The sequence below is a fragment of the Micromonospora sp. NPDC048063 genome (assembly GCF_043202855.1).
Taxonomy (GTDB): Bacteria; Actinomycetota; Actinomycetes; order Mycobacteriales; family Micromonosporaceae; genus Micromonospora.
Genome location: NZ_JBIDBG010000003.1, coordinates 439699 through 458291, shown reverse-complemented (window position 1 = coordinate 458291; position 18593 = coordinate 439699). Strand labels below are relative to the sequence as shown.

Below are 18593 nucleotides of genomic sequence, written 5' to 3'. Positions count from 1 at the left end.
GGGAGGCTCGCCCCGGTGACCGATCCCCGGTTCTTCGTCGACGCCTGGGACCCGGCGTACGGGGCCTCGTTCGAGGCGTCCGGCGGCGGTCCCGCCGCGCCGAGCAGCGCCCAGGTCGACGCGGACGCCGAACTGCCCGCGGTGGACTGGCGGGCCATCGGGCCCCGCCCCGGGGTGCGCGCCCCCGACGTGGTGCTGCTGGTCGACGGGGTGCGCCGGATCGACGCGAGCGTGTGGACGGCGGAGGACGACGGCGCCTCCTTTCCCGGCCTGGCCGCCTCGTACGCCGCCGGGGTGGTCCGGTGCGACCTGGAGCGCGGCGCGGCGCGGCTCGCCGGCGCGAGGGTCGGCCGGGGCCTGTTCACCGCCAGCCCGTCGGCGGTGGACGTGGTCGCCGGCAGCGTCCGCTACCCGGTGCACCGGGTCAGCGGCACGGGCGAGCTGAACAAGCTCCCCGCCGCCGTGCAGGGGCCGCTGACCGCGCTGGAGGTGGAGGTCTCCGGGGCGGCCCGCACCGACGGCGACCTGCTGGTGGTGGACGGCCCGCTGCGCAACCGGCGGCAGCTGCCGCGCACGCTGGGCTACATCAAGACACAGCACAGCCAATACCTGGACGCCCGGCTGACGGCGGTGGTCACCGGGCTGGCGGCCGGCGAGCGGTCCCCGGTGTTCCGGCTCGGCACGGCGTGGGGCGGCTGGTCGTGGTATCTGCGGCTGCCGGTGGCCCTCGGGGCGCCGTGGGCGGGCATCGTCCGGATGGAGTGCTCCGCCGAGTTGGACATCGACGAGGCGGTGGAGCTGGCCGACCTGTCGCTGGTGACGCTGCCCCGGTTCGCCTCCACCCCGTACAAGGACCCCCGGGCACCGCAGAACCTCATCCCGATCGCGGGCCTGGAGCGCCGGCTGCGGGCGCTGCTCGGCGACGCGCGGCTGCTGCACCGGGTGCTCACCGCCGCCGCCCGGGCCCGCCGCTGATGGGGCGCAGGCGGGGCGCCGAGACGGTGGCCGCAGGGGTGGACACTGGGCTGGCCGAGCTGGTGCCGGATCCGGACCGGCCGGGGTCGTGGACCCTGCTGCTGGACGGCGCGCCGCAGTCGCACGTGGACCTGGCCGACCCCACGCACCTGGAGTTCGAGTACGTCCGGCGGCTGGCCGCCGCGATCGACCTGGTGGCCCCGGCCGGTGCGCCGCTGCGGGTGCTGCACCTCGGCGGCGGGGCGCTGACGCTGCCCCGCTACGTGGCCGCCACCCGGCCCGGCTCCGGCCAGCGGGTGGTCGAGGTGGACGGTGCGCTGGTGGAGCTGGTCCGCCGCGCCCTGCCGTGGCCGGCGGAGTTCCGGCTCAAGGTGCGGGTGGCCGACGCCCGCGCGGTGCTCGCCGCCAGCCGGGACGCCGGCTACGACGTGGTGGTCGCCGACGTCTTCGCCGGCGCGCGCACCCCGGCCCACCTCACCTCCGTGGAGTACGCCGCCGAGGTGGCCCGGGTGCTGCGCCCCGACGGCTGCTACCTGGCCAACGTCGCCGACGGCCCGCCGCTGCGCCACGCGCGGGCGCAGGTCGCCACGGTCCGGTCGGTGCTGCCCCGGGCCTGCCTGGTCGGGGACGCGGCGGTGCTGCGCGGGCGCCGCTACGGCAACCTGGTGCTCGTGGCGAGCCGGGTCGAGCCGCCGGTGCCGGAGCTGACCCGACGCGCCGCCGGGGACTGGTTCCCCGGCCGGGTGCTGGCCGGCGCGGAGCTGGACCGGTTCGCCGGCGGGGCCCCGGTGGTCCGCGACGCCGACGCCACCGACTCGACCCCGCCGCCGCCCGGAATCTTCTCCGTGCGTCGTTGATCCCGTTCGCGGGGGCCATGCGTACCCACCGGCGGCCGTGCCGAGCGGGGACGACCGGCGCGCCGGCGGTGCCGCCGGTCGAGGGACCGGGACGTGACAGCATGGGCGGGTGACCGGGACCGAACCCTCCGCCCGCCGGGAGCTGCGCCCGCCGGCCGGCTACCGGCTGGCCGCGTCGGTCCGGGCGCTGACCTTCAGCGCGTACGACCCCTGCGCGCGTGTCGCGGCGGGCACCTTCTGGTGGGCCACCCGCACCCCCGACGGGCCGGCCACCCTCGCCCTGCGGCCGGCCGGCGGCGACCTGCTCGCCGAGGGCTACGGCCCGGGCGCCGACTGGGTGGTGGAGCGGGCGGACGCGGTCGCGGGGCTGCGCGACGACCTCAGCGGGTTCGCGGAACTCGCCGCCGGCCACCCCGTGGTGGCGCGGCTGGCGGCCCAGCACCGGGGGCTGCGGATGCCGGCCACCGGTCAGGTCTTCCCCCGGCTGCTCCGGGCGGTCTTCGAGCAGAAGGTGACCGGCAAGGAGGCGTACCGCGCGTACGCCGCGACGGTGCGGCACTTCGCGGAGGCGGCGCCCGGGCCGATGCAGCCGCTGCTGCTGCCGCCGGAGCCGGCGGCGGTGGCCGCCACCCCGTACTGGGTGTTCCACCCGTTCGGGGTGGAGCAGCGCCGGGCCGACACGCTGCGCCGCGCCGCCGCCGTCGCCGACCGGTTGGAGCGCTGCGCGGACTCCGCCGAAGCCACCCGCCGGCTCACCGCCATCGCCGGCATCGGGCCGTGGACCGCCGCCGAGGTGGTGCGGATCGCGTACGGGGACCCAGACGCGGTCAGCGTCGGCGACTTCCACGTGCCGAACACGGTGGCCTGGGCGCTCGCGGGCGAGCCGCGCGGCGACGACGCCCGGATGCTGGCGCTGCTGGAGCCGTTCCGGGGGCACCGGGGCCGGGTCTGCGTGCTGCTGGAGGCCGGGGGCGTCCAGGCCCCGAAGTACGGCCCCCGGATGCCGATCCGCTCCTTCGCCCGGTACTGACGGGCCGCCCCGCCCGCCGGCCGTGGCACGGTGCCGTGGACGGACGCGCGGTCAGGACCGGGCGCAGAGGCGGCGCAGGGTGCGGCCGAGCCACCAGGCGTACGCGTGCTGGAAGGCCCGGCCAGCCGGCCCGGCGGCGCGCATGACCCAGCGGTCGGGGCGGCTGAACGCGACCACCTCGAACCAGACGCGGCCGGCGGCGTCGCGGCTGACCACGAACGCCTCCTCGCCACTGGCCGGGTGCCCGGGCAGCGTGCCGTACCCGAAGCCGGCCCGCCGGTCGTCGTCGACGGCCCAGACCACCTCGCAGGGCGCGGCCAGTCGCAGCGGGCCGACGCCCAGCCGGGAGACCACCCGCACCCCGGGCGCGGCGCGGTCGGCCGCCGCGTCCATCCGGATGCCGGCCGCCCGGTGCAGGCGCCAGCCGAGCACCGCCGCGCCGGCGGCGGCGAAGCAGGAGTCGGGCAGCCGCACCCGGTGCCGCACGTGCCGCCAGCCGGGCGGCAGGTCCCCGACGCGGGTGGCGCCGACGTGCGGATAGGTCAGTGCCGGCACGGCGCGCACCCCCAGGGCTCGACGGATCACCGCCAGCGTACGGGCGGCGCGGCGGGGCCGTGTGGTTGGCTGTCGGCGTGATCGAGCCGCGCATCGCCCCCGCCGACGTGCCGGACGCCGGCGAGATCCTCACGGTGCAGCGCGCCGCGTACCTCGTGGAGGCCCAGCGCTACGCCGACCCGTTCCTGCCGCCGCTGACCGAGACCCTGGAGGAGGTGCGGGCCGCGCTGGCGGGACCGGCGACGGTGCTCACCGCCCGGCTCGGCCACCGGCTGGTCGGCTCGGTGCGGGCGCACGTCGACGGCGACACCGCGCACGTCGGCCGCCTCGCCGTCGCCCCCGACCAGCAGGGCCGGGGCGTCGGCGGGCGGCTGCTACGGGCGGTCGAGGCGGCCTGTGCCGCCCGCGTGCGCCGCCTCGCGCTCTTCACCGGGGCCGACAGCGAGCAGAACCTGCGGCTGTACCACCGGCACGGCTACCGCGTGGTCGGGCACCGGCCGGACCCGAACGGCCACCGGCTGGCCCTGCTGGAGAAGGCCGTGGTCAGTCCCGCTCGCAACGACGCCTGAGCCCGTCGGCCTCCATCCGCAGGTAGCGGCGCGTCAGGTCGCCGTAGAGCCAGCCGACCGGACCGGCCAGCGGCCCGGACTGCGCGAGCACCAGCTCGACCCGGCTGCGCCCGTCGGCCAGCGGCAGCACCCGGTGTTCGGCCAGGGTGCGCACGCCGGGGCTGCGCGACACCCAGGCGAAGGAGTGCCCCTCGGTCAGCTCGGTGACCCGCCAGACGGCCGGCCGCAGCTTCGGCTGCTCCAGCCTGGCGGTGGCGCCCACCGCGAGCGGCCCCGGCTCCCCCCGCCGGGCCCGGCGCACCGAGGGCGTCCACTCCGGCCACCGCTCGACGTCGACCAGCACCGCCCAGACCCGTCCGGGCTCGGCGGCCACCTCCGTACCGGTCTCGAACCGCATCGCGCCCCTTCCCGGGCGGCGCCCCGCGCGCCGCGCCCACCGGTGACGACGCTGCCCGACGGATCGTGACCGCGGCATCCGCCGGTCGGTCGCCGCCGGTCCGCCCGCCTCCGCCGGGCCTCGGGCGCCGTCGGGTCAGGCGGCCTCGTGCAGGTCGGCCAGCCCCAGGGGGGTACGGCGGCGCAGCAGCTCCTCCAGCTCCGCCACCGAGCCGACCTCGCCGAGCACGTCCTTGCCCCCGCCGAACCGGGCCGGGTAGCGGCGCACGAGCCGGTACCGGTGGCGGCCCCGGATCAGCTCGACGCTCACCCGCCACCGACCGCAGCACCCGCAGACCCACTCCGACACCCCGCGAAAGTAGCTCTGACCTGCGGTTTTCCGATTCGCCCTGGCGGGGACGAGGGGCGCGCGGGAGGACACGCCGCCCGCCGCCCGGCCGTGATCTGCCTCACGGCTGTCGGTGCGGTCTGGTTGACTGTCGCCGTGAAGCTGCCGATCAGTCCACCGGTCGAGCCGATGCTGGCCAAGAGCGTCCCGCGGATCCCCACCGCGTCCGGGATGACGTACGAGCCGAAGTGGGACGGCTTCCGGTGCATCGTGTTCCGCGACGGCGACGAGGTGGAGCTGTCCAGCCGGGGCGGCAAGTCGATGACCCGCTACTTCCCCGAGGTGGTCGAACAGGCCCGCCGCCAGCTGCCCGAGCGGTGCGCGGTCGACGGCGAGCTGATCGTGATCCGGCGGGACGGCCCGGGCGGGCAGCCCCGGCTCGACTTCGAGCTGCTGGCCCAGCGCGTCCATCCGGCCGCCTCCCGGGTGAGGCTGCTGGCCGAGACGACGCCGGCCGACTTCGTCGCCTTCGACCTGCTCCTCCTCGACGACGAGACCCTGCTCGACCAGCCCTATCCGCAGCGGCGGGCCCGGCTGGAGGCGGCCCTGGCCGGGGTCCGCCCGCCGGTGCACGTCACCCAGGTCACCACCGACGTCGACACCGCCCACCGCTGGTTCGACGTCTTCGAGGGTGCCGGCCTGGACGGCCTGATCGCCAAGCCGGCCGACCTGCCCTACGAGCCGGGCAAGCGGCTCATGTTCAAGGTCAAGCACGCCCGCACCGCCGACGTGGTGGTGGCCGGGTTCCGGTGGCACAAGTCGGGCCCGGTGGTCGGCTCGCTCCTGCTCGGGCTCTACGACGACGCGGGCGTGCTGCACCACGTCGGGGTGAGCGCCTCGTTCACCATGGCGCGCCGCGCCGAGCTGCTGGAGGAGCTGGAGCCCTACCGGGACGCCGGCGCCGACCACCCGTGGGTGCACGGCGACCACGAGCGCGGCCAGCGCCTGCCCGGCGGGGTCAGCCGCTGGACCGGCACCCGCAACCTCGAGTGGGAGCCGCTGCGTCCCGAGCTGGTGGTCGAGGTCGGCTACGACGCGATGGAGGGCGATCGGTTCCGGCACACCGCCCGGTTCGTCCGGTGGCGGCCCGACCGCGAGCCCGGCTCCTGCCGCTACGACCAGCTCGACCGGCCGGTCCGGTTCGATGTGGACCAGGTGCTCCGCGGCGACCCGACGGTGACCGTGGGCTCCGCCGCCGCGGGCCCGGCGTAGCCTGGCCGTCGAAATCGATCACGGAGGCCCGCTCGTGACCCGCAATTCCGCCCGGATCCGCCGGTTCCGGCTCACCCTGGCCGGCCTGGCCGCCGCCGCGCTGCTCGCCGCCGGCTGCACCCTGCCGGCGTTCGCCCCCCGGACGGACGTCGAGGGCGAGGCCGCCGCGCCGGGTGCCGCGCCGACCTGGCGGTCCTGCCCGGAGGTGGCCGAGGAGCTGGTCGGGCGGAGCGCGCCGAACATGCGCTACGAGTGCGCGCGGATCAAGGTGCCGCGTGACTGGGGCATGGGCGGCGCGGCCGGCACCGGCCCGGGCGCCGGGCAGACCTTCGAGATCGCGCTGCTGCGCGCCCGGTCGACGAAGCAGCGCGAGCGGATCGGCTCGCTGGTCGTCAACCCGGGCGGGCCGGGCGGCTCCGGGGTGGACACGGCGGTCTACCTCTCCTACGGGCCGGCGTTCGGCGGCCTGCCCGCCTCGATCACCGACCGGTTCGACATCGTCGGCTTCGACCCTCGCGGGGTGTCCCGCTCCAGCCCGGTGAAGTGCATTCCGGACGCCGACCTGGACGCGAGCTTCGGCTACGACCCCGACCCGCGCAGCCAGGAGTCCTTCGACGGGTTCGTGGCGCTCAACCAGCGGATCGGGCGCGGCTGCGGCGACCGCTACGGCGACCAGTTGGCGCTCTACGGCACCGAGCAGGCCGCCCGCGACATGGACATGGTCCGCGCGGCCGTCGGCGACGACAAGCTGACCTACCTCGGCTACTCCTACGGCACCCTGCTCGGCGCCACCTACGCGCAGCTCTACCCACAGCACGTCCGGGCGATGGTGCTCGACGGCGCGATCGACCCGAAGCAGGGTCTGGTCGCCGGCTCGGAGAGTCAGGCCAGGGGCTTCGAGCGGGCCTTCGACAACTTCACCCGGTGGTGCGCCGCCAACGCCGGCCGCTGCCCGATCGCCCCGGACGCCCGCGCCGCGGTCACCTCGGCGATCGACAAGGCCCGGGTGTCCCCGGTGCGCGGCGACGACGGCCGGGAGGCCACCCCGGGCTGGGTCTTCTACGCGATCATCTCCTCGCTCTACACGGAGCAGGGGTGGCAGGAGCTGGCCCGCGCCATCGACGAGCTGGAGGGCGGCGACCCGACGGACGTGTTCCGCCTCGCCGACGCGTACGCCGACCGGGACCCCGACGGGCACTACTCGAACCTGTTCGACGCCAACCTGGCCGTCAACTGCGCCGACGAGGAGGAGAAGCCGACCCGGGAGCGGATCCGCCAGTTCCAGTCGCAGTGGCGGGCGAAGTACCCGCTGTTCGGCCCGTCGTTGGCCGTCGGCATGCTCTCCTGCACGGAGTGGCCGGGCGGCCGTGACCCGTACCCGACCGGCCGGGCCGACGGGGCGCCGCCGATCCTGGTGGTGGGCACCACCGGCGACCCGGCGACGCCCTACGAGCAGACCGGCAAGCTGGCCGAGATGCTCGGCGTCGGCCGGGTGCTCACCTGGGAGGGTGAGGGGCACACCGCCTACCCGCAGACCTCCTGCATCACGGAGGCGGTCGACGCCTACTTGATCGACCTGACCGTGCCCAGAGAGGGGCTGCGCTGCCCGGCCCGCTGACCGGCCGTTCCGGCGGCAGGTCGGGCAGCTCGATGCCCTGCCGGGCGGCGATCTCCTCCAGCAGGGCCCGCATGCGCCGGACGTCGGCCTTGAGTTCCTCCTGCTCGTCGTGCTCGAAGGCGTCGTCGTCGACGATCAGCTGGCTGGCGAAGTGCGCGGTGATCAACGGGATGACCAGCAGCACCATGGTCGAGATGAGCAGCGCGGCGAGGGCCCGGCCCTGCCAGCTGGCCGGTGAGATGTCGCCGTACCCGACGGTGGACGCGGTCACCACCGCCCACCAGACCGCGTCCGCCGCCGTGCGGTTCTCCACCTGGCCGTAGATGACGCCGGCCACCACGATCATCAGCAGGTAGGAGATGATCAACGTCCGGGGCGAGTTGGCGAACCAGACCAACGCCCGGTAGATCCACCGGAACGGCAGCAGCAGGACGTCCATGAGCCATCATGCTGCCTGGTGCCGGCAAGCGCCGCCTCCGCATCGCCCCACATCGTTGTGTCACGCTGACGGCATGAGCGACGTGATCTTCCGGGAGGCGGTCCGGGCCGACCTGCCCGCCGTGCTGGCCCTGCTCGCCGACGACGTGCTCGGGAAGTCCCGGGACTTCACGGAGGTCGACGACGCGTACGAGAGGGCGTTCGCGGACATCGCCGCCGATCCGCGCAACCAGCTCATCGTGGCCGACGCGGACGGTGAGGTGGTCGGCTGCATGCAGCTCACCTACATTCCCGGGCTCGGCCGGCACGGCGCGGAGCGGCAGCTCGTCGAGGCCGTCCGCGTCCACTCGGACCGGCGCGGGCGGGGCCTCGGCCGGCAGATGATGACCTGGGCCGTCGACCAGGCGAAGCAGCGCGGCTGCGCCCTGGTGCAGCTCACCACCGACAAGACCCGCCACGACGCCCACCGCTTCTACCTCAGCCTCGGCTTCGTGGCCAGCCACGAGGGCATGAAGCTTCCGCTCTGACCTCGGGGCCGGCCCGCCGGCCCGCCTTCCGCACGGTGGCCCGGGACCGGGGGACGCTCCCCCGCGTCGGGGAGCCGGTTCACCCACTGGCGGGGTGGCGGGCCGTCCTCGGCCGGCGAGGCTGGAGCAGCAGCCGCCGAGGAACGGAGTCCGTCATGAGCACCGCAACCGCGATCGCCCCGTCGGGTCACGCCCGGGACGGACGATCGGCGCCGCGGTGGGCGGTGCGGACCGCCCACCTGATTCCCCTGGTCACCCTCCCGTCGGGGCTGTGGCGCATCGCACTGGTGGCCGGCGTCCCGATCGGCGCGTTCGCGAACGGCGAGCCGGTCCGGGTCGGCGGTTGGGAGGCCGTCTACATCCTGTCGCTGAGCGTGGTCCAGGAGGCGCTGGCGCTGCTCTCGATCGGACTGGTCCGGCAGTGGGGCGAGGTCTTCCCACGCTGGCTGCCGCTGGTCGGCGGCCGGCGGGTGCCGCCGCCGTTCGCCGAGACCGCGGCCACCGCGGGCGGCGTCGCGCTCATCCTGATCTGGGGGTACGCCGCGTTTGGCGGGCTCCCGCGCGGCGACGGGTTCGGCTTCTCCCCTGGCGGGACGGCGCTGCTGTTGGCCTGCTACACCCCGCTGCTGCTCTGGGGTCCGCTGCTGCTCGCGCTCACCGTGGCCTACCACCGGCGTCGCTGCCGGGACTGAGTGCGAGCCGCGCTCGACGAGCCGGCCACCGGCGGCGCTGCCGGGACTGAGTGCGCAACGCGCACGACGAGCCGACCACCCGCCTCGACCCGCGCAGCCCGGGCGCCTCGTTCGCCCTGGTCGCCGGTGCCCGGGGGTCCGCACCGCACGTCGGTGCGGACCCGCCCCGGTCAGCCGTCGACCAGGCGGCCGTCGCGGAGGGTGAGGACGCGGTCGGCGAGGTCGATCAGGGCCGGGTCGTGGGTGGCGACCAGCGCGGTCATGCCCCGCGCGTGCACGACCGCCCGGATCAGGTCCATGATCGAGCGGCCGGTCTCCGAGTCGAGCTGGCCGGTGGGCTCGTCGGCGATCAGCAGGTCGGGCTCGTTGGCCAGGGCCCGGGCCACCGCCACCCGCTGCTGCTGCCCGCCCGACAGCTCGTACGGCCGCTGCGCGGCGTGCCCGCCCAGGCCGACCAGCTCCAGCAGCACCGCCACCCGCTCCTCCCGCTCGGCCGCCGGCACCCGCGCCAGCCGCAGCGGCACGCCGACGTTCTCGGCGGCGGAGAGGATCGGCACCAGCCCGAAGGTCTGGAACACGAAGCCGACGATGCCCCGGCGCAGCTCCAGCAGCTCCCGCTCGCCGACCCCGGTCACGTCGTGCCCCGCCACCACCACCCGGCCCGAGTCGGGCCGGTCCAGCCCGCCGACCAGGTTCAGCAGGGTGGTCTTGCCCGCCCCGGAACGGCCCCGTACGGCGACCAGCTCGCCCCGCCCGGCGGAGAACGACACCTCCCGCACGGCGTGCACCGCGTGCTCACCGCGGCCGAACGTGCGGCTGACCTCAGCCACCCGGACCACCTCGTCGGTGACCGCGACGCCCGCCACGCTTGCGCCGGGCCGCCCGTCCGGCACCGTCCCGCCCGGGCGCCCGTCGACCGTCGCCCCGTCGTACCGGCCGTCCGCCACCACGTCCCGCTCGCTCATGATCCCGCCCCGCTGCGCTCGGCGTGGCCGACCGGCTCGGCCACGCGGTACCGACTGATTCCTGGCCCGCTCACTGCGTCGCCTCCCGCTCGTCCCGCGCCCGGTCGCCCGGCCGCACCTCCACGTGGTCCGGCTCCAGGTTGAGCCGCACCCGGTCCCGCAGCGACAGGGCGTCGACGAAGGACGCCGGCAGCTGCATCCGGCCGGTGCGGTCGAGCACGGCGTACTCCTCGCTGACCAGCTCGGTGCTGCCGTCCGCGCCGATCCGCGCGGTCCGGCGTACCTCGGAGGCGGTCCGGCCGTCGCGGATCGCGACGGTCCGGCGGACCTGGGTGGCCACGGCGTGGTCGTGGGTGACCACCACGATGGTGACGCCGAGTTCGGCGTTGATGGTGCGCAGCGCCCCGAACACCTCGGCGCCGGTCGCCTCGTCCAGCTCACCGGTCGGCTCGTCGGCGAAGAGCACCTCGGGGTCGTTGGCCACCGCCACCGCCACCGCGCAGCGCTGCTGCTCGCCGCCGCTGAGCTGCCCCGGCCGCCGGTCGGCGCAGTGGCCCACGCCGACCAGGTCGAGCAGTTCCCGGGCCCGCTCGCGGTGGGCCCGCCGGCCGCCCCGCCGACCGGCCAGCCGCATCGGCAGCTCGACGTTCTCCAGCGCGGTCAGGTACGGCAGCAGGTTGCGGCCGGTCTGCTGCCAGACGAACCCCACCATGTCACGCCGGTAGCTCAGTCTCCGCCGTGCGGAGAGGTTGAGCAGGTCGTAGTCGCCCACACGGGCGATGCCGGCGGTGGGGGTGTCCAGCCCGGAAAGGATGTTCAGCAGGGTCGACTTGCCGGAACCGGAGGCACCCACGATCGCCACCAGCTCGCCCCGGTCGATGACCAGGTCGAGCCCCTGTAGCGCGACCACCTCCACCCCCTCGGTCTTGAAGATCCGGACCAGCCCGTCGCAGACGATGTGCCCGCGCAACAGGTCCCGGCCACCGGCCCGCTCCGCCGCACGCTCGGCGGCCCGCTGTTGCAGGGCGGCCAGATCCGGCACGGCGGTGGTCTCCGCGGTAGCGGTCATGTCAGCTCTCCTCTCCGAGCCGGAGCACCTCGCCGAGGCGCATCCGGCGGTTGTTCAGGGCCTCGACGGCGACCGCGAAGCCGAGGGCGACCGCCCCCAACGCGACGACCCCCGCCGCCAGGCCGGGCTCGAACGCCACCCGGACCTCCACGCCGTCGGTGAAGGCGGACAGGCCGAGCACCGGGGTGAGCAGCAGCGGCAACACCGTGCCGACCAGCGCGCCGGTCACCACCGAGACGCCCACCAGCGGGGCCAGTTCCACCACCAGCAGCCCGCGCCACTGGCGCCGGGACAGGCCGAGGGTGCGCAGCCGGGACAGCACCTGGCCGCGCTCCCGGGCGCCGGCGAGCACCGTGAAGGCGATCGCGAGCAGGCCGAGCGCCGTCCCGCCGGCCGCGCCGGCGACGAAGCCGAAGGCGAGCACCCCGTTCGCGCCGCCCTCGCCCACCTGCCGGCGGGTGTCCGCGAAGGTCAGCACCTCCACGCTGCGCGAGCGCTCCCGGCCGGTGACGGTCCCGCCCTTCTGGAAACGGGACTGCCCGGCGTCGCCGACCCGGCGCAGCGCCTCGACGTCCAGCCCGTCGCCGACGACCAGGAAGCCGGTCGGCACGGCGGCGTAGTCCCGGCGGGGCAACGACTGCCAGGGCAGGATGACGAACCGGCTGCTGCCCGCACGCAGCAGCGGGAAGCTCTCCGTCCGCTCGGCGACCCGGAACTCGTACCGCTGGCCCTGGGCGCTGACGAAGGCGGAGCCGTCCAGTCCGGCGGCGGCCAGCTCGGCGGCGACCGCCGGGGAGACCACCGCGGGCAGCGGGCCGGTTCCCCCGGCGGGGGTGCGCAGCGCCGCGGGCACCGTCACGTCGACGTCGGCCTGGCTGACCATCCGGGCCAGGGCGGGGCCGTCGACCATGAGCACGGTGACGCTGCCGAGCCTGGTGTCGGTGCCGACCGCGTCCTTCGTCAGGCGCTGGCCCGCCTCCTGCAGCACGGGGCTAGCGGCGCGCACCCCCGGCAGCCGCTCCAACTCGGCGCCCGTGTCCGGGGCGATCCGCTCCCCGAGGATCAGGGCGTCGGCGGGGACCGCCCGGCTGGCGGCCCGGTCCCGGCTCGCCTCGATCCCGGCGGCCGTCACCGCGCAGAACGCCGCCGTCGCGATGGCCAGCACGACGACCACCAGCGGTACGGCGACGACCGACCGGCCGGCCCGGGCGGTACCGAGGAAGGCGACGCTGCCCCGGGCGCGGGCGGCGAGCCGGCTGACCAGTCGCAGGGGCCACGGGTACAACCGCATCGCGACCACCGCCGCGGCGACGGCCAGCAGCACCGGGACCGAGACCAGCAGCGGATCGACCTCGCCGGGAGTGAGGCCACGGCGGCGCAGCAGCACGACCGCGAGACCCGCGAGGACCAGCAACGCCGCCTCCGCCGTGAGCCGACGCGCGGAGGGGCGCGCGCGGACCAGGTCACGCCGCCCGGTGCCGCCGGTGGAGACGGCGAGGGTGGCCACCGGCAGCGCCGACGCCACCAGGACGGTCGCGGCGACGGCGAGCCACCGGGTCTCCCCGGGCGCCCCGGGAGCGAGGCCGCCGAGCAGCCAGCCGAGCGCGGCGGCGGGCGGCACCACCAGCAGCGCCTCGGCCAGGCTGCGGCCCGCGTTCGTGGTGGCCGCCCCGCCCCGGGCACGCAGCAGGATGAACTCTGCCCGGCGCCGGCGCACCAGCAGCCCGGCGGCCAGCGCGACGAGGCCGGCCAGCGTGGCCAACACGCCCGCGGCGATCACCCCGAGCACCGTCCGGGCGCTGTCCACCTCGGCGGCGAAATCCCGCAGCGGGATGTCCAGCCCCTGGATGATGTCCCGGCCGGCCGCCTCCCGGGTCGTCTGCTGGAGGCCGTCGATCACCTGGTCCAGCTCGCGGACGTCAATGCCGTCGGCGCCCAACCGGTAGCGCCAGCTGAACGACATCGGCCAGCCGGCGACGGCCTGGCGGTCCAGCGCCGCGCCGTCGACGACGCCGACGATGATGAAGGGTTCGCCGTCCCCCTCCGGCTCGACGATCCGCAACAGCGGCGGCAGGCCGTCCCAGAGCCCGTCGGTGCCGGCACGCGGCTGGAATAGACCGACCACGGCGACCTGGACGGGAGGCATGGACTCGAAGGGTGAGCCGGCAGTCGGCGCGGCGAGGGTGAGCCGGCTGCCGAGCCGCAGGTTCAGCTTGCGGGCGACGTCCTCGGCCAGCGCCACCTGCACCGGCTGGCCCTTCGGCGCGTCGGCCGGCCAGCGCCCCTCGACCAGGGTGCCGGCCTCCTCGACCCCGGGCACGGCCCGCAGGCCGAGGTCGACCAGGAGGTTCTTCGCCGCCAGGTCCGGGCCTCGCACCCGGCTGGCCGCCGTCTCCGCGGTGAACCACCGCTGTTCGACCATCCGGCGTACGACCGGCGGCAGTCCGGCCTCCAGCTTCGCCAGGTCGCCCTGGTGCGCGGCCACCAGGGAGGTGTCGGTGTCCGTGTCGACGAGCGGCCCGGTCGAGTACGTCACGTCGCGCTGCTGCGGCGGCACGGCGCCCAGGTGGGACCGCAGGCCCTGCTGGGCGTGGTCGTTGACGATCCTCGGCACGCCGCTGATCACCAGCACGGCGACCAGCGTCAGCGCCGCGAGCAGCAGGAACTGCCCGCCGTACGCCCGTACCCGGCGGGCGACCGCCCCGATGCTCACCACGCCCCGTCTCCGCTCCTGGTCGTCCCTACGCTCCACCCGGTCACCGGTCTCCCCCGATCCGCAGCTGCGCCACGGCCACCCGCTGCCGGATGCCGAGGGCGATGAACGCGCTGAAGGCGAGTGCCGCCAGCAGCAGGCCGAGCGCGGTCAGGCCGATGGGCAGCCAGGGCACCACGAAGGCGGCCTCCGGCACCGGCCGACCTGCGGACGGCGTGAGGATGACCAGCGGGGCCATGGTCGCGCCGACCGCGGCGCCCAGCAGCAGGCCGACACCGACGCCGATGCCGGCCAGGAAGGTCTGCTCGGCCAGCAGCGCCCGGGCCAGCAGCCGGGGGCTGGCGCCGAGCGTGTGCAGCACGGCGAACTCCCCCAGCCGGTGCCGGGCGGTCGCCCAGACGTCGACGACCAGGCCGACCAGCGCCAGCAGCACCGAGCCGAGCGCGGCGGCGAGCAGCCCGGTGCGGGCCCCCTGCCAGTACGGGTCGCCGGCGGCCCGCTCGGCCACCTCCCGCCGGTCGAGCAGCGTGGTGCCGGCCAGTTCGGCCGCCCCGCGGGCCGCCTCGGCGTGGCCGTCGCCGTCGGTGCCCAGCCACCACTCCGCGACCGGCCGGATGGCGCCCCGGTCCCGGATCAGCCAGTCCGTCGCCGCCGGCAGGTCCAGCAGCACACCCGCGCCGGCCGTGGACGGCACCTCGTCCAGCTCGCCCACCAGCGTGACCGGCAGCGTCGCGCCGGACAGCACGAGGTCGACCGTGTCGCCGGTGCGCAGACTCAGCGCGTCGCGCACCGCCGGGGTCATCAGCGCGGGTACCGGCCGGTTCTCGGCGGCCGGCACCAGGGCGAAGCGGCTCGGCGGCTGGAACGCGAACCGGCCCCCCGCCAGGTACTCGATCTCCCGCTCGGCGCTCAGGCCGGTGGCCGTGACGTTCGCGCGGACCGGCTTCCCCTGGCCGTCGGCGGCCACCCACCCGCCGGCCAGCGACGTCGGCCGGGCCGCGCCGTCCGCGCCGACCAGCCGCAGGTCCGACACCTCCAGGCGGTACGCCCGCCCGCGCGCGTCCCCGCCGTCGACCTCGAAGCCGGACAGCCGCACGGTGCCCGCCCCGTCGGGGACGGCGACGGTGAACGGCACCGGCCGGCCGTCGCTGCCGCTGCTGCCCGCCGGAATCCGGAAGGCCAGCCCGTCCGCCCGGGTCAGCAGCACCCAGAGACCGATCTGGTGCGGCGTGACGGCGTCCCGCACGGGCGTACGAACCGTGCCGGTGAGGGAGCGGGTGCCCGGGGGCAGGTCCATGCCGGCCGGCGCGCCGCGCGCCCGGGTCAGCCGGTCCAGCAGCGCCGGCACCGGCTCGTCGGCCAGTCGCTCGTTGAGCCGCAGCACGCCGGTCGCGCCCGCGGCGTCCAGGCTCACCACCGTCGTCGGCAGGTCGTCGCGGCCGAGGCGGATCTCGTCCCGCCAGGCCGGCAGCACCCCGTCGACGCCGGGCAGCACGCCGACCTGACCGGCCCGGTCGTCGGGCGCCGCGCCGGTGCGCTCGACGACCCGCAGGTCGGCGCCGACGGTGTGCTCGGCCTGGTCGGCCTGCGACCGCTCCCCCGTCGTCACCAGCGACCAGGCCAGGGTGCTGCCGCCGACGGCGAGGGCGAGCAGCAGCACCGGGCCGGCGTGCGGGCGCCGGCCGGCCTGCCACATGCCGAACATCGTCGCCGTCCACGGCCGGCGGTCGACGAACCGCTCGGCGAACCGGGTCGCGGGCGGTAGCAGCCGCAGCGCCACGACCGCGCCGGCGAGCACGCCCAGCGTCGGCGCGGCGACCAGCAGCGGGTCGACCCCGAGCCGCCCGCCGGCCCCGGTGACCGGCGAGGAGTACTGGCGCAGCTGCGTCCAGGCCAGCACCGCGAAGCCGACCAGCACCAGGTCGAGGCTGGCCCGTTGGACGGTCGCGGCGCGGGTGGGACGGGACCGAGCCGCCATGTCGGCGACGTACGTGCCGGCTCCCCGCAGCGTCGGGACGACCATCGCGACCAGGCAGCCGGCGGCGGTGGCGGCCGCGGCGGCCCAGACCAGCGTGGTGTTCCCGGGGGAGAGCGCCAGCGGGGCGGCGCCGTCGGTGCCCACGTGCCGCAGCGCCTCGCCGGCGATCAGGGGCCCCAGCACGCCGGCGGGCAGGACGACCAGCGCCGCCTCCCGGGCCGCCAGGCCGGCCAGTTGCCGCCGGGCGGCGCCGCGGGCCCGGAGCAGGGCGGTCTGGCCCCGCCGGTCCTCGTGCAGCAGGGCGGCGACCAGCACCAGCGCGTACCCGCCGAGGACCACGATCAGCAGCAGCGGGGTGGCCAGCGAGGAGCGCCCGACCAGGTCGGCCCGGGCGACGCGGTCGAGCAGCCGGTCGATCGCCGTGACGGTCTGGGCCGAGGAGCCCAGCCCGGCCGCCTCGGGCACCTCGGCGACGGCGGCGCTCAGCGCCGCCCGCACGTCGAGCAGCCGGCCGGCGCGGGCCACGGCCGCGAGGTCCGGCTCGACCACCCAGGACGCCGACACCGCGCCCGGGTAGGTCGCGACGAAGTCGGCCCGGTCCAGGACGAAGGGCCCGTACGAGGTGCCGGAGTCCGCCGCACTGCCGGCGCCCACCCCGGGGGCCAACAGCCAGTACGGGTCGGCCGCGTCGCGCGGGCGCCACGTCCCGACGAGCACCACCTCGCTGGTCCGCTCGGACCTGCGGTCCAGCATCGGCACCCGGTCGCCGATGGCCATCCCGAGCGCGCCGGCGACCTTCTCCGGCAACGTCACCTGCACGGGGGACGCCCCGGGGGTGGGCCACGCGCCGCTGCTCAGCTCCGCGTGGCGGGGCAGGTCGTCGAGGGTCGCGAGGCTGGCGAAGACCGGGTCGTCGTCCTCCCGGACCACCGGGCCGAGGTCGCCGGTCAGCTCACGGCCACCGCCGTAGCGGGCGGCGTCGACGGTGATCGGCGCACCGCCGAGACCGGCGGCGAAGCCGTCGCGGACCGCCCGGTCGCGGGTGGCGAACTCGGTCGCGTCCCGGCCGGCCGCACCGCTGACCAGGATGCTGCGCTCCTCGAAGGACGCCCCGGTGAGCAGGGCGCGCTGGCCGGCCTCGACGGCTCGGCGGTTGTAGTCGGAGAGGCCGGTGACCAACGCGACCGCCACCAGGGCCGCGACCACCGCCGCGAGCAGCAGCCCGCGCGCCTCGTGGGCCCGCCTCCACACCAGCTTCATCCGATGCCCTCCCCTGGCCCGGTGTCGGGCCGACGATCAGGGAGAGGGGTGACGGTCCGGGAAAGGTTCGCGCCCGTTACTTGATCGTTACCCGATCGGCGGCGGTCCATCGCCGGGGCGCGGGGCGGACGGGATGACGGCGCTGTGCTTCCATCGCCGGATGGAGATCGTTCTCAGGCGATCGCCGCGTACCGAAAGGCGACCGGCGCGGACCTGCGCTCGGCCGTGGAGGCCGTGGAGGCGTACGCCGGCCGGCGGTGACGGCCACGCCGCCGGGCGGCAGCACGAGAGCCGGCGCGCGCCGGTCAGCGGGGGCGGTCGCGGTCCTTGGAGGGCTGCACCCGCTTCGGCTCGCCGGGCATCTTGGGGTGGTCCGGCGGGTACGGCATGTCGCCCTGGCCGGCGGCGTCGTCCCGGTCGGCCCACTCCAGCAGCGGGGTGATGTCCCACGCCGCGTCGTCGATGCCGGCGTGCGGGTCGCCGCGTTCGGCCAGCCGGGCCGGGACGCTGCGCAGGTCGAAGTCGTCCGGGTCGACGTCGGGCAGCTCGTCCCAGGTGACCGGGGTGGAGACGGTGGCCCGGGCGTTGGCCCGCAGCGAGTACGCGCAGGCGATCGTGCGGTCCCGGGCCATCTGGTTGTAGTCGACGAAGACGCGGGTGCCCCGCTGCTCCTTCCACCAGGCGGTGGTGACCAGCTCCGGCCGGCGCCGCTCCAGCTCGCGGGCGAGCGCGATGGTGGCCCGGCGCACCTCGGTGAACGTCCAGCGTGGCGCGATCCGCAGGTAGACGTGCACGCCGCGACCGCCCGAGGTCTTCGGCCAGCCGGGGACGCCCAGCTCGTCGAGGAGCCCCCGCAACTCGACGGCGGCGGCGACCGCGTCGGCGAAGTCGGTGCCCGGCTGCGGGTCGAGGTCGACGCGCAGCTCGTCGGGGCGGTCGACGTCGGCGGCGCGCACCGGCCACGGGTGGAACACGATGGTGCCCATCTGGGCGGCCCAGGCCACGTGGGCCAGGTCGGCCGGGCAGAGCTCGGCGGCGCTGCGACCGCTCGGGAAGCTGATGGTGGCCGTCTCCACCCACGGCGGCACGCCCCGCGCGGGCACCCGCTTCTGGAAGAACGCCTCCCCCTCGACGCCCTCAGGGAAACGCTGCAACGTGGTGGGACGCCCGCGCAGCGCGCGCATGATGCCGTCGCCCACGGCGACGTAGTAGTGGAAGACGTCGGCCTTGGTGAAGCCGCGCTGCGGGAAGATGACCCGCTCCGGACTGGTCAGCCGTACGGTGTGCCCGGCCACCTCGATCTCTTCGGCCGCGGCCTTCGTGCCACCCATTGCGCGACCATATGCCACAC

At 76.3% G+C, this 18593-nt stretch carries 17 protein-coding genes; 8 read left to right on the top strand and 9 right to left on the bottom strand.

Annotation, left to right across the window (positions count from 1 at the left end; translation table 11 throughout):
• The first annotated feature begins 15 nt into the window (after window positions 1-15).
• The 3 genes from ACGFZ2_RS10465 (at window position 16) to ACGFZ2_RS10455 (ending at window position 2862) form a co-directional block, all read left to right on the top strand.
• Window positions 16-975 (top strand): hypothetical protein, encoded by a 960-nt coding sequence (locus ACGFZ2_RS10465; protein WP_393265231.1) that lies wholly within the window; start codon window positions 16-18, stop codon window positions 973-975.
• On the top strand, window positions 975-1832 hold the full coding sequence (locus tag ACGFZ2_RS10460) for a spermidine synthase (protein ID WP_393452087.1): 858 nt from the start codon (window positions 975-977) through the stop codon (window positions 1830-1832). The genes ACGFZ2_RS10465 and ACGFZ2_RS10460 overlap by 1 nt, the downstream gene beginning before the upstream one ends.
• Window positions 1833-1941: 109 nt before the next feature.
• Window positions 1942-2862, top strand: a complete 921-nt coding sequence (locus tag ACGFZ2_RS10455; RefSeq protein ID WP_393265237.1) for a DNA-3-methyladenine glycosylase family protein — start codon at window positions 1942-1944, stop codon at window positions 2860-2862.
• A gap of 51 nt (window positions 2863-2913) precedes the next feature.
• Here the strand turns inward: ACGFZ2_RS10455 and ACGFZ2_RS10450 are convergent, their stop codons facing one another.
• Entirely contained in the window at window positions 2914-3417 is a 504-nt protein-coding gene (locus tag ACGFZ2_RS10450; protein WP_393452084.1) for a DUF1990 family protein, read from the bottom strand.
• Window positions 3418-3494: 77 nt separating this feature from the next.
• On the opposite strand from ACGFZ2_RS10450, the gene ACGFZ2_RS10445 reads away from it, so the two are divergent.
• Window positions 3495-3986, top strand: a complete 492-nt coding sequence (locus tag ACGFZ2_RS10445) for a GNAT family N-acetyltransferase (protein WP_393452081.1) — start codon at window positions 3495-3497, stop codon at window positions 3984-3986.
• Here ACGFZ2_RS10445 and ACGFZ2_RS10440 read toward each other — a convergent pair.
• Together ACGFZ2_RS10440 and ACGFZ2_RS10435 are read right to left on the bottom strand one after the other, a co-directional pair.
• Window positions 3961-4383, bottom strand: coding sequence for an SRPBCC family protein (locus ACGFZ2_RS10440; RefSeq protein WP_393452078.1), 423 nt, complete (start codon window positions 4381-4383; stop codon window positions 3961-3963). The genes ACGFZ2_RS10445 and ACGFZ2_RS10440 overlap by 26 nt on opposite strands.
• A 135-nt stretch (window positions 4384-4518) precedes the next feature.
• The gene (locus ACGFZ2_RS10435; protein ID WP_393265245.1) at window positions 4519-4731 is read right to left on the bottom strand and encodes a hypothetical protein; all 213 of its coding nucleotides are present in this window, start codon (window positions 4729-4731) and stop codon (window positions 4519-4521) included.
• Between the two features lie 135 nt (window positions 4732-4866).
• Here ACGFZ2_RS10435 and ACGFZ2_RS10430 point away from each other — a divergent pair, with 135 nt between their 5' ends.
• Both ACGFZ2_RS10430 and ACGFZ2_RS10425 read left to right on the top strand, forming a co-directional pair.
• Window positions 4867-5982: an ATP-dependent DNA ligase gene (locus tag ACGFZ2_RS10430; protein WP_393452075.1), complete on the top strand. Its 1116-nt coding sequence runs from the start codon at window positions 4867-4869 to the stop codon at window positions 5980-5982.
• Window positions 5983-6016: 34 nt separating this feature from the next.
• Entirely contained in the window at window positions 6017-7600 is a 1584-nt protein-coding gene (locus ACGFZ2_RS10425; protein ID WP_393452073.1) for an alpha/beta hydrolase, read from the top strand.
• Here ACGFZ2_RS10425 and ACGFZ2_RS10420 read toward each other — a convergent pair.
• A complete protein-coding gene (locus ACGFZ2_RS10420) occupies window positions 7527-8039 on the bottom strand; it encodes a potassium channel family protein (RefSeq protein ID WP_393265252.1) in 513 nt (170 codons plus the stop codon). The two genes, ACGFZ2_RS10425 and ACGFZ2_RS10420, sit on opposite strands and share 74 nt — an antisense overlap.
• 73 nt (window positions 8040-8112) lie before the next feature.
• Here ACGFZ2_RS10420 and ACGFZ2_RS10415 point away from each other — a divergent pair, with 73 nt between their 5' ends.
• Both ACGFZ2_RS10415 and ACGFZ2_RS10410 read left to right on the top strand, forming a co-directional pair.
• The gene (locus ACGFZ2_RS10415) at window positions 8113-8565 is read left to right on the top strand and encodes a GNAT family N-acetyltransferase (protein WP_393265254.1); all 453 of its coding nucleotides are present in this window, start codon (window positions 8113-8115) and stop codon (window positions 8563-8565) included.
• A 155-nt stretch (window positions 8566-8720) separates the two neighbouring features.
• Window positions 8721-9257, top strand: a complete 537-nt coding sequence (locus tag ACGFZ2_RS10410; RefSeq protein WP_393452070.1) for a hypothetical protein — start codon at window positions 8721-8723, stop codon at window positions 9255-9257.
• 170 nt (window positions 9258-9427) lie between these two features.
• Here ACGFZ2_RS10410 and ACGFZ2_RS10405 read toward each other — a convergent pair whose 3' ends face one another.
• The 5 genes from ACGFZ2_RS10405 to ligD form a co-directional block, all read right to left on the bottom strand.
• Window positions 9428-10222, bottom strand: coding sequence for an ABC transporter ATP-binding protein (locus ACGFZ2_RS10405; RefSeq protein WP_393452067.1), 795 nt, complete (start codon window positions 10220-10222; stop codon window positions 9428-9430).
• Window positions 10223-10292: 70 nt separating this feature from the next.
• Entirely contained in the window at window positions 10293-11291 is a 999-nt protein-coding gene (locus ACGFZ2_RS10400) for an ABC transporter ATP-binding protein (protein ID WP_393265262.1), read from the bottom strand.
• A 1-nt stretch (window position 11292) separates the two neighbouring features.
• Window positions 11293-14043 carry an FtsX-like permease family protein gene (locus tag ACGFZ2_RS10395; protein ID WP_393452064.1) on the bottom strand — a complete coding sequence of 917 codons (2751 nt, stop codon included), beginning with the start codon at window positions 14041-14043 and terminating at the stop codon, window positions 11293-11295.
• Window positions 14044-14047: 4 nt separating this feature from the next.
• Window positions 14048-17242 (bottom strand): FtsX-like permease family protein, encoded by a 3195-nt coding sequence (locus tag ACGFZ2_RS10390; RefSeq protein ID WP_393452061.1) that lies wholly within the window; start codon window positions 17240-17242, stop codon window positions 14048-14050.
• Window positions 17243-17547: 305 nt separating this feature from the next.
• Window positions 17548-18573, bottom strand: coding sequence for a non-homologous end-joining DNA ligase (ligD, locus tag ACGFZ2_RS10385; RefSeq protein WP_393265271.1), 1026 nt, complete (start codon window positions 18571-18573; stop codon window positions 17548-17550).
• Between the last annotated feature and the right edge of the window lie 20 nt (window positions 18574-18593).

Excerpts from the sequence above, each read along its gene's own strand:
- ACGFZ2_RS10460 (WP_393452087.1), top strand. The coding sequence starts at position 975 with ATGGGGCGCAGGCGGGGCGCCGAGACGGTGGCCGCAGGGGTGGACACT.
- ACGFZ2_RS10440 (WP_393452078.1), bottom strand. The coding sequence starts at position 4,383 with ATGCGGTTCGAGACCGGTACGGAGGTGGCCGCCGAGCCCGGACGGGTC.
- ACGFZ2_RS10420 (WP_393265252.1), bottom strand. The coding sequence starts at position 8,039 with ATGGACGTCCTGCTGCTGCCGTTCCGGTGGATCTACCGGGCGTTGGTC.
- ACGFZ2_RS10415 (WP_393265254.1), top strand. The coding sequence starts at position 8,113 with ATGAGCGACGTGATCTTCCGGGAGGCGGTCCGGGCCGACCTGCCCGCC.
- ACGFZ2_RS10410 (WP_393452070.1), top strand. The coding sequence starts at position 8,721 with ATGAGCACCGCAACCGCGATCGCCCCGTCGGGTCACGCCCGGGACGGA.
- ACGFZ2_RS10405 (WP_393452067.1), bottom strand. The coding sequence starts at position 10,222 with ATGAGCGAGCGGGACGTGGTGGCGGACGGCCGGTACGACGGGGCGACG.
- ACGFZ2_RS10400 (WP_393265262.1), bottom strand. The coding sequence starts at position 11,291 with ATGACCGCTACCGCGGAGACCACCGCCGTGCCGGATCTGGCCGCCCTG.
- ACGFZ2_RS10390 (WP_393452061.1), bottom strand. The coding sequence starts at position 17,242 with ATGAAGCTGGTGTGGAGGCGGGCCCACGAGGCGCGCGGGCTGCTGCTC.
- ligD (WP_393265271.1), bottom strand. The coding sequence starts at position 18,573 with ATGGGTGGCACGAAGGCCGCGGCCGAAGAGATCGAGGTGGCCGGGCAC.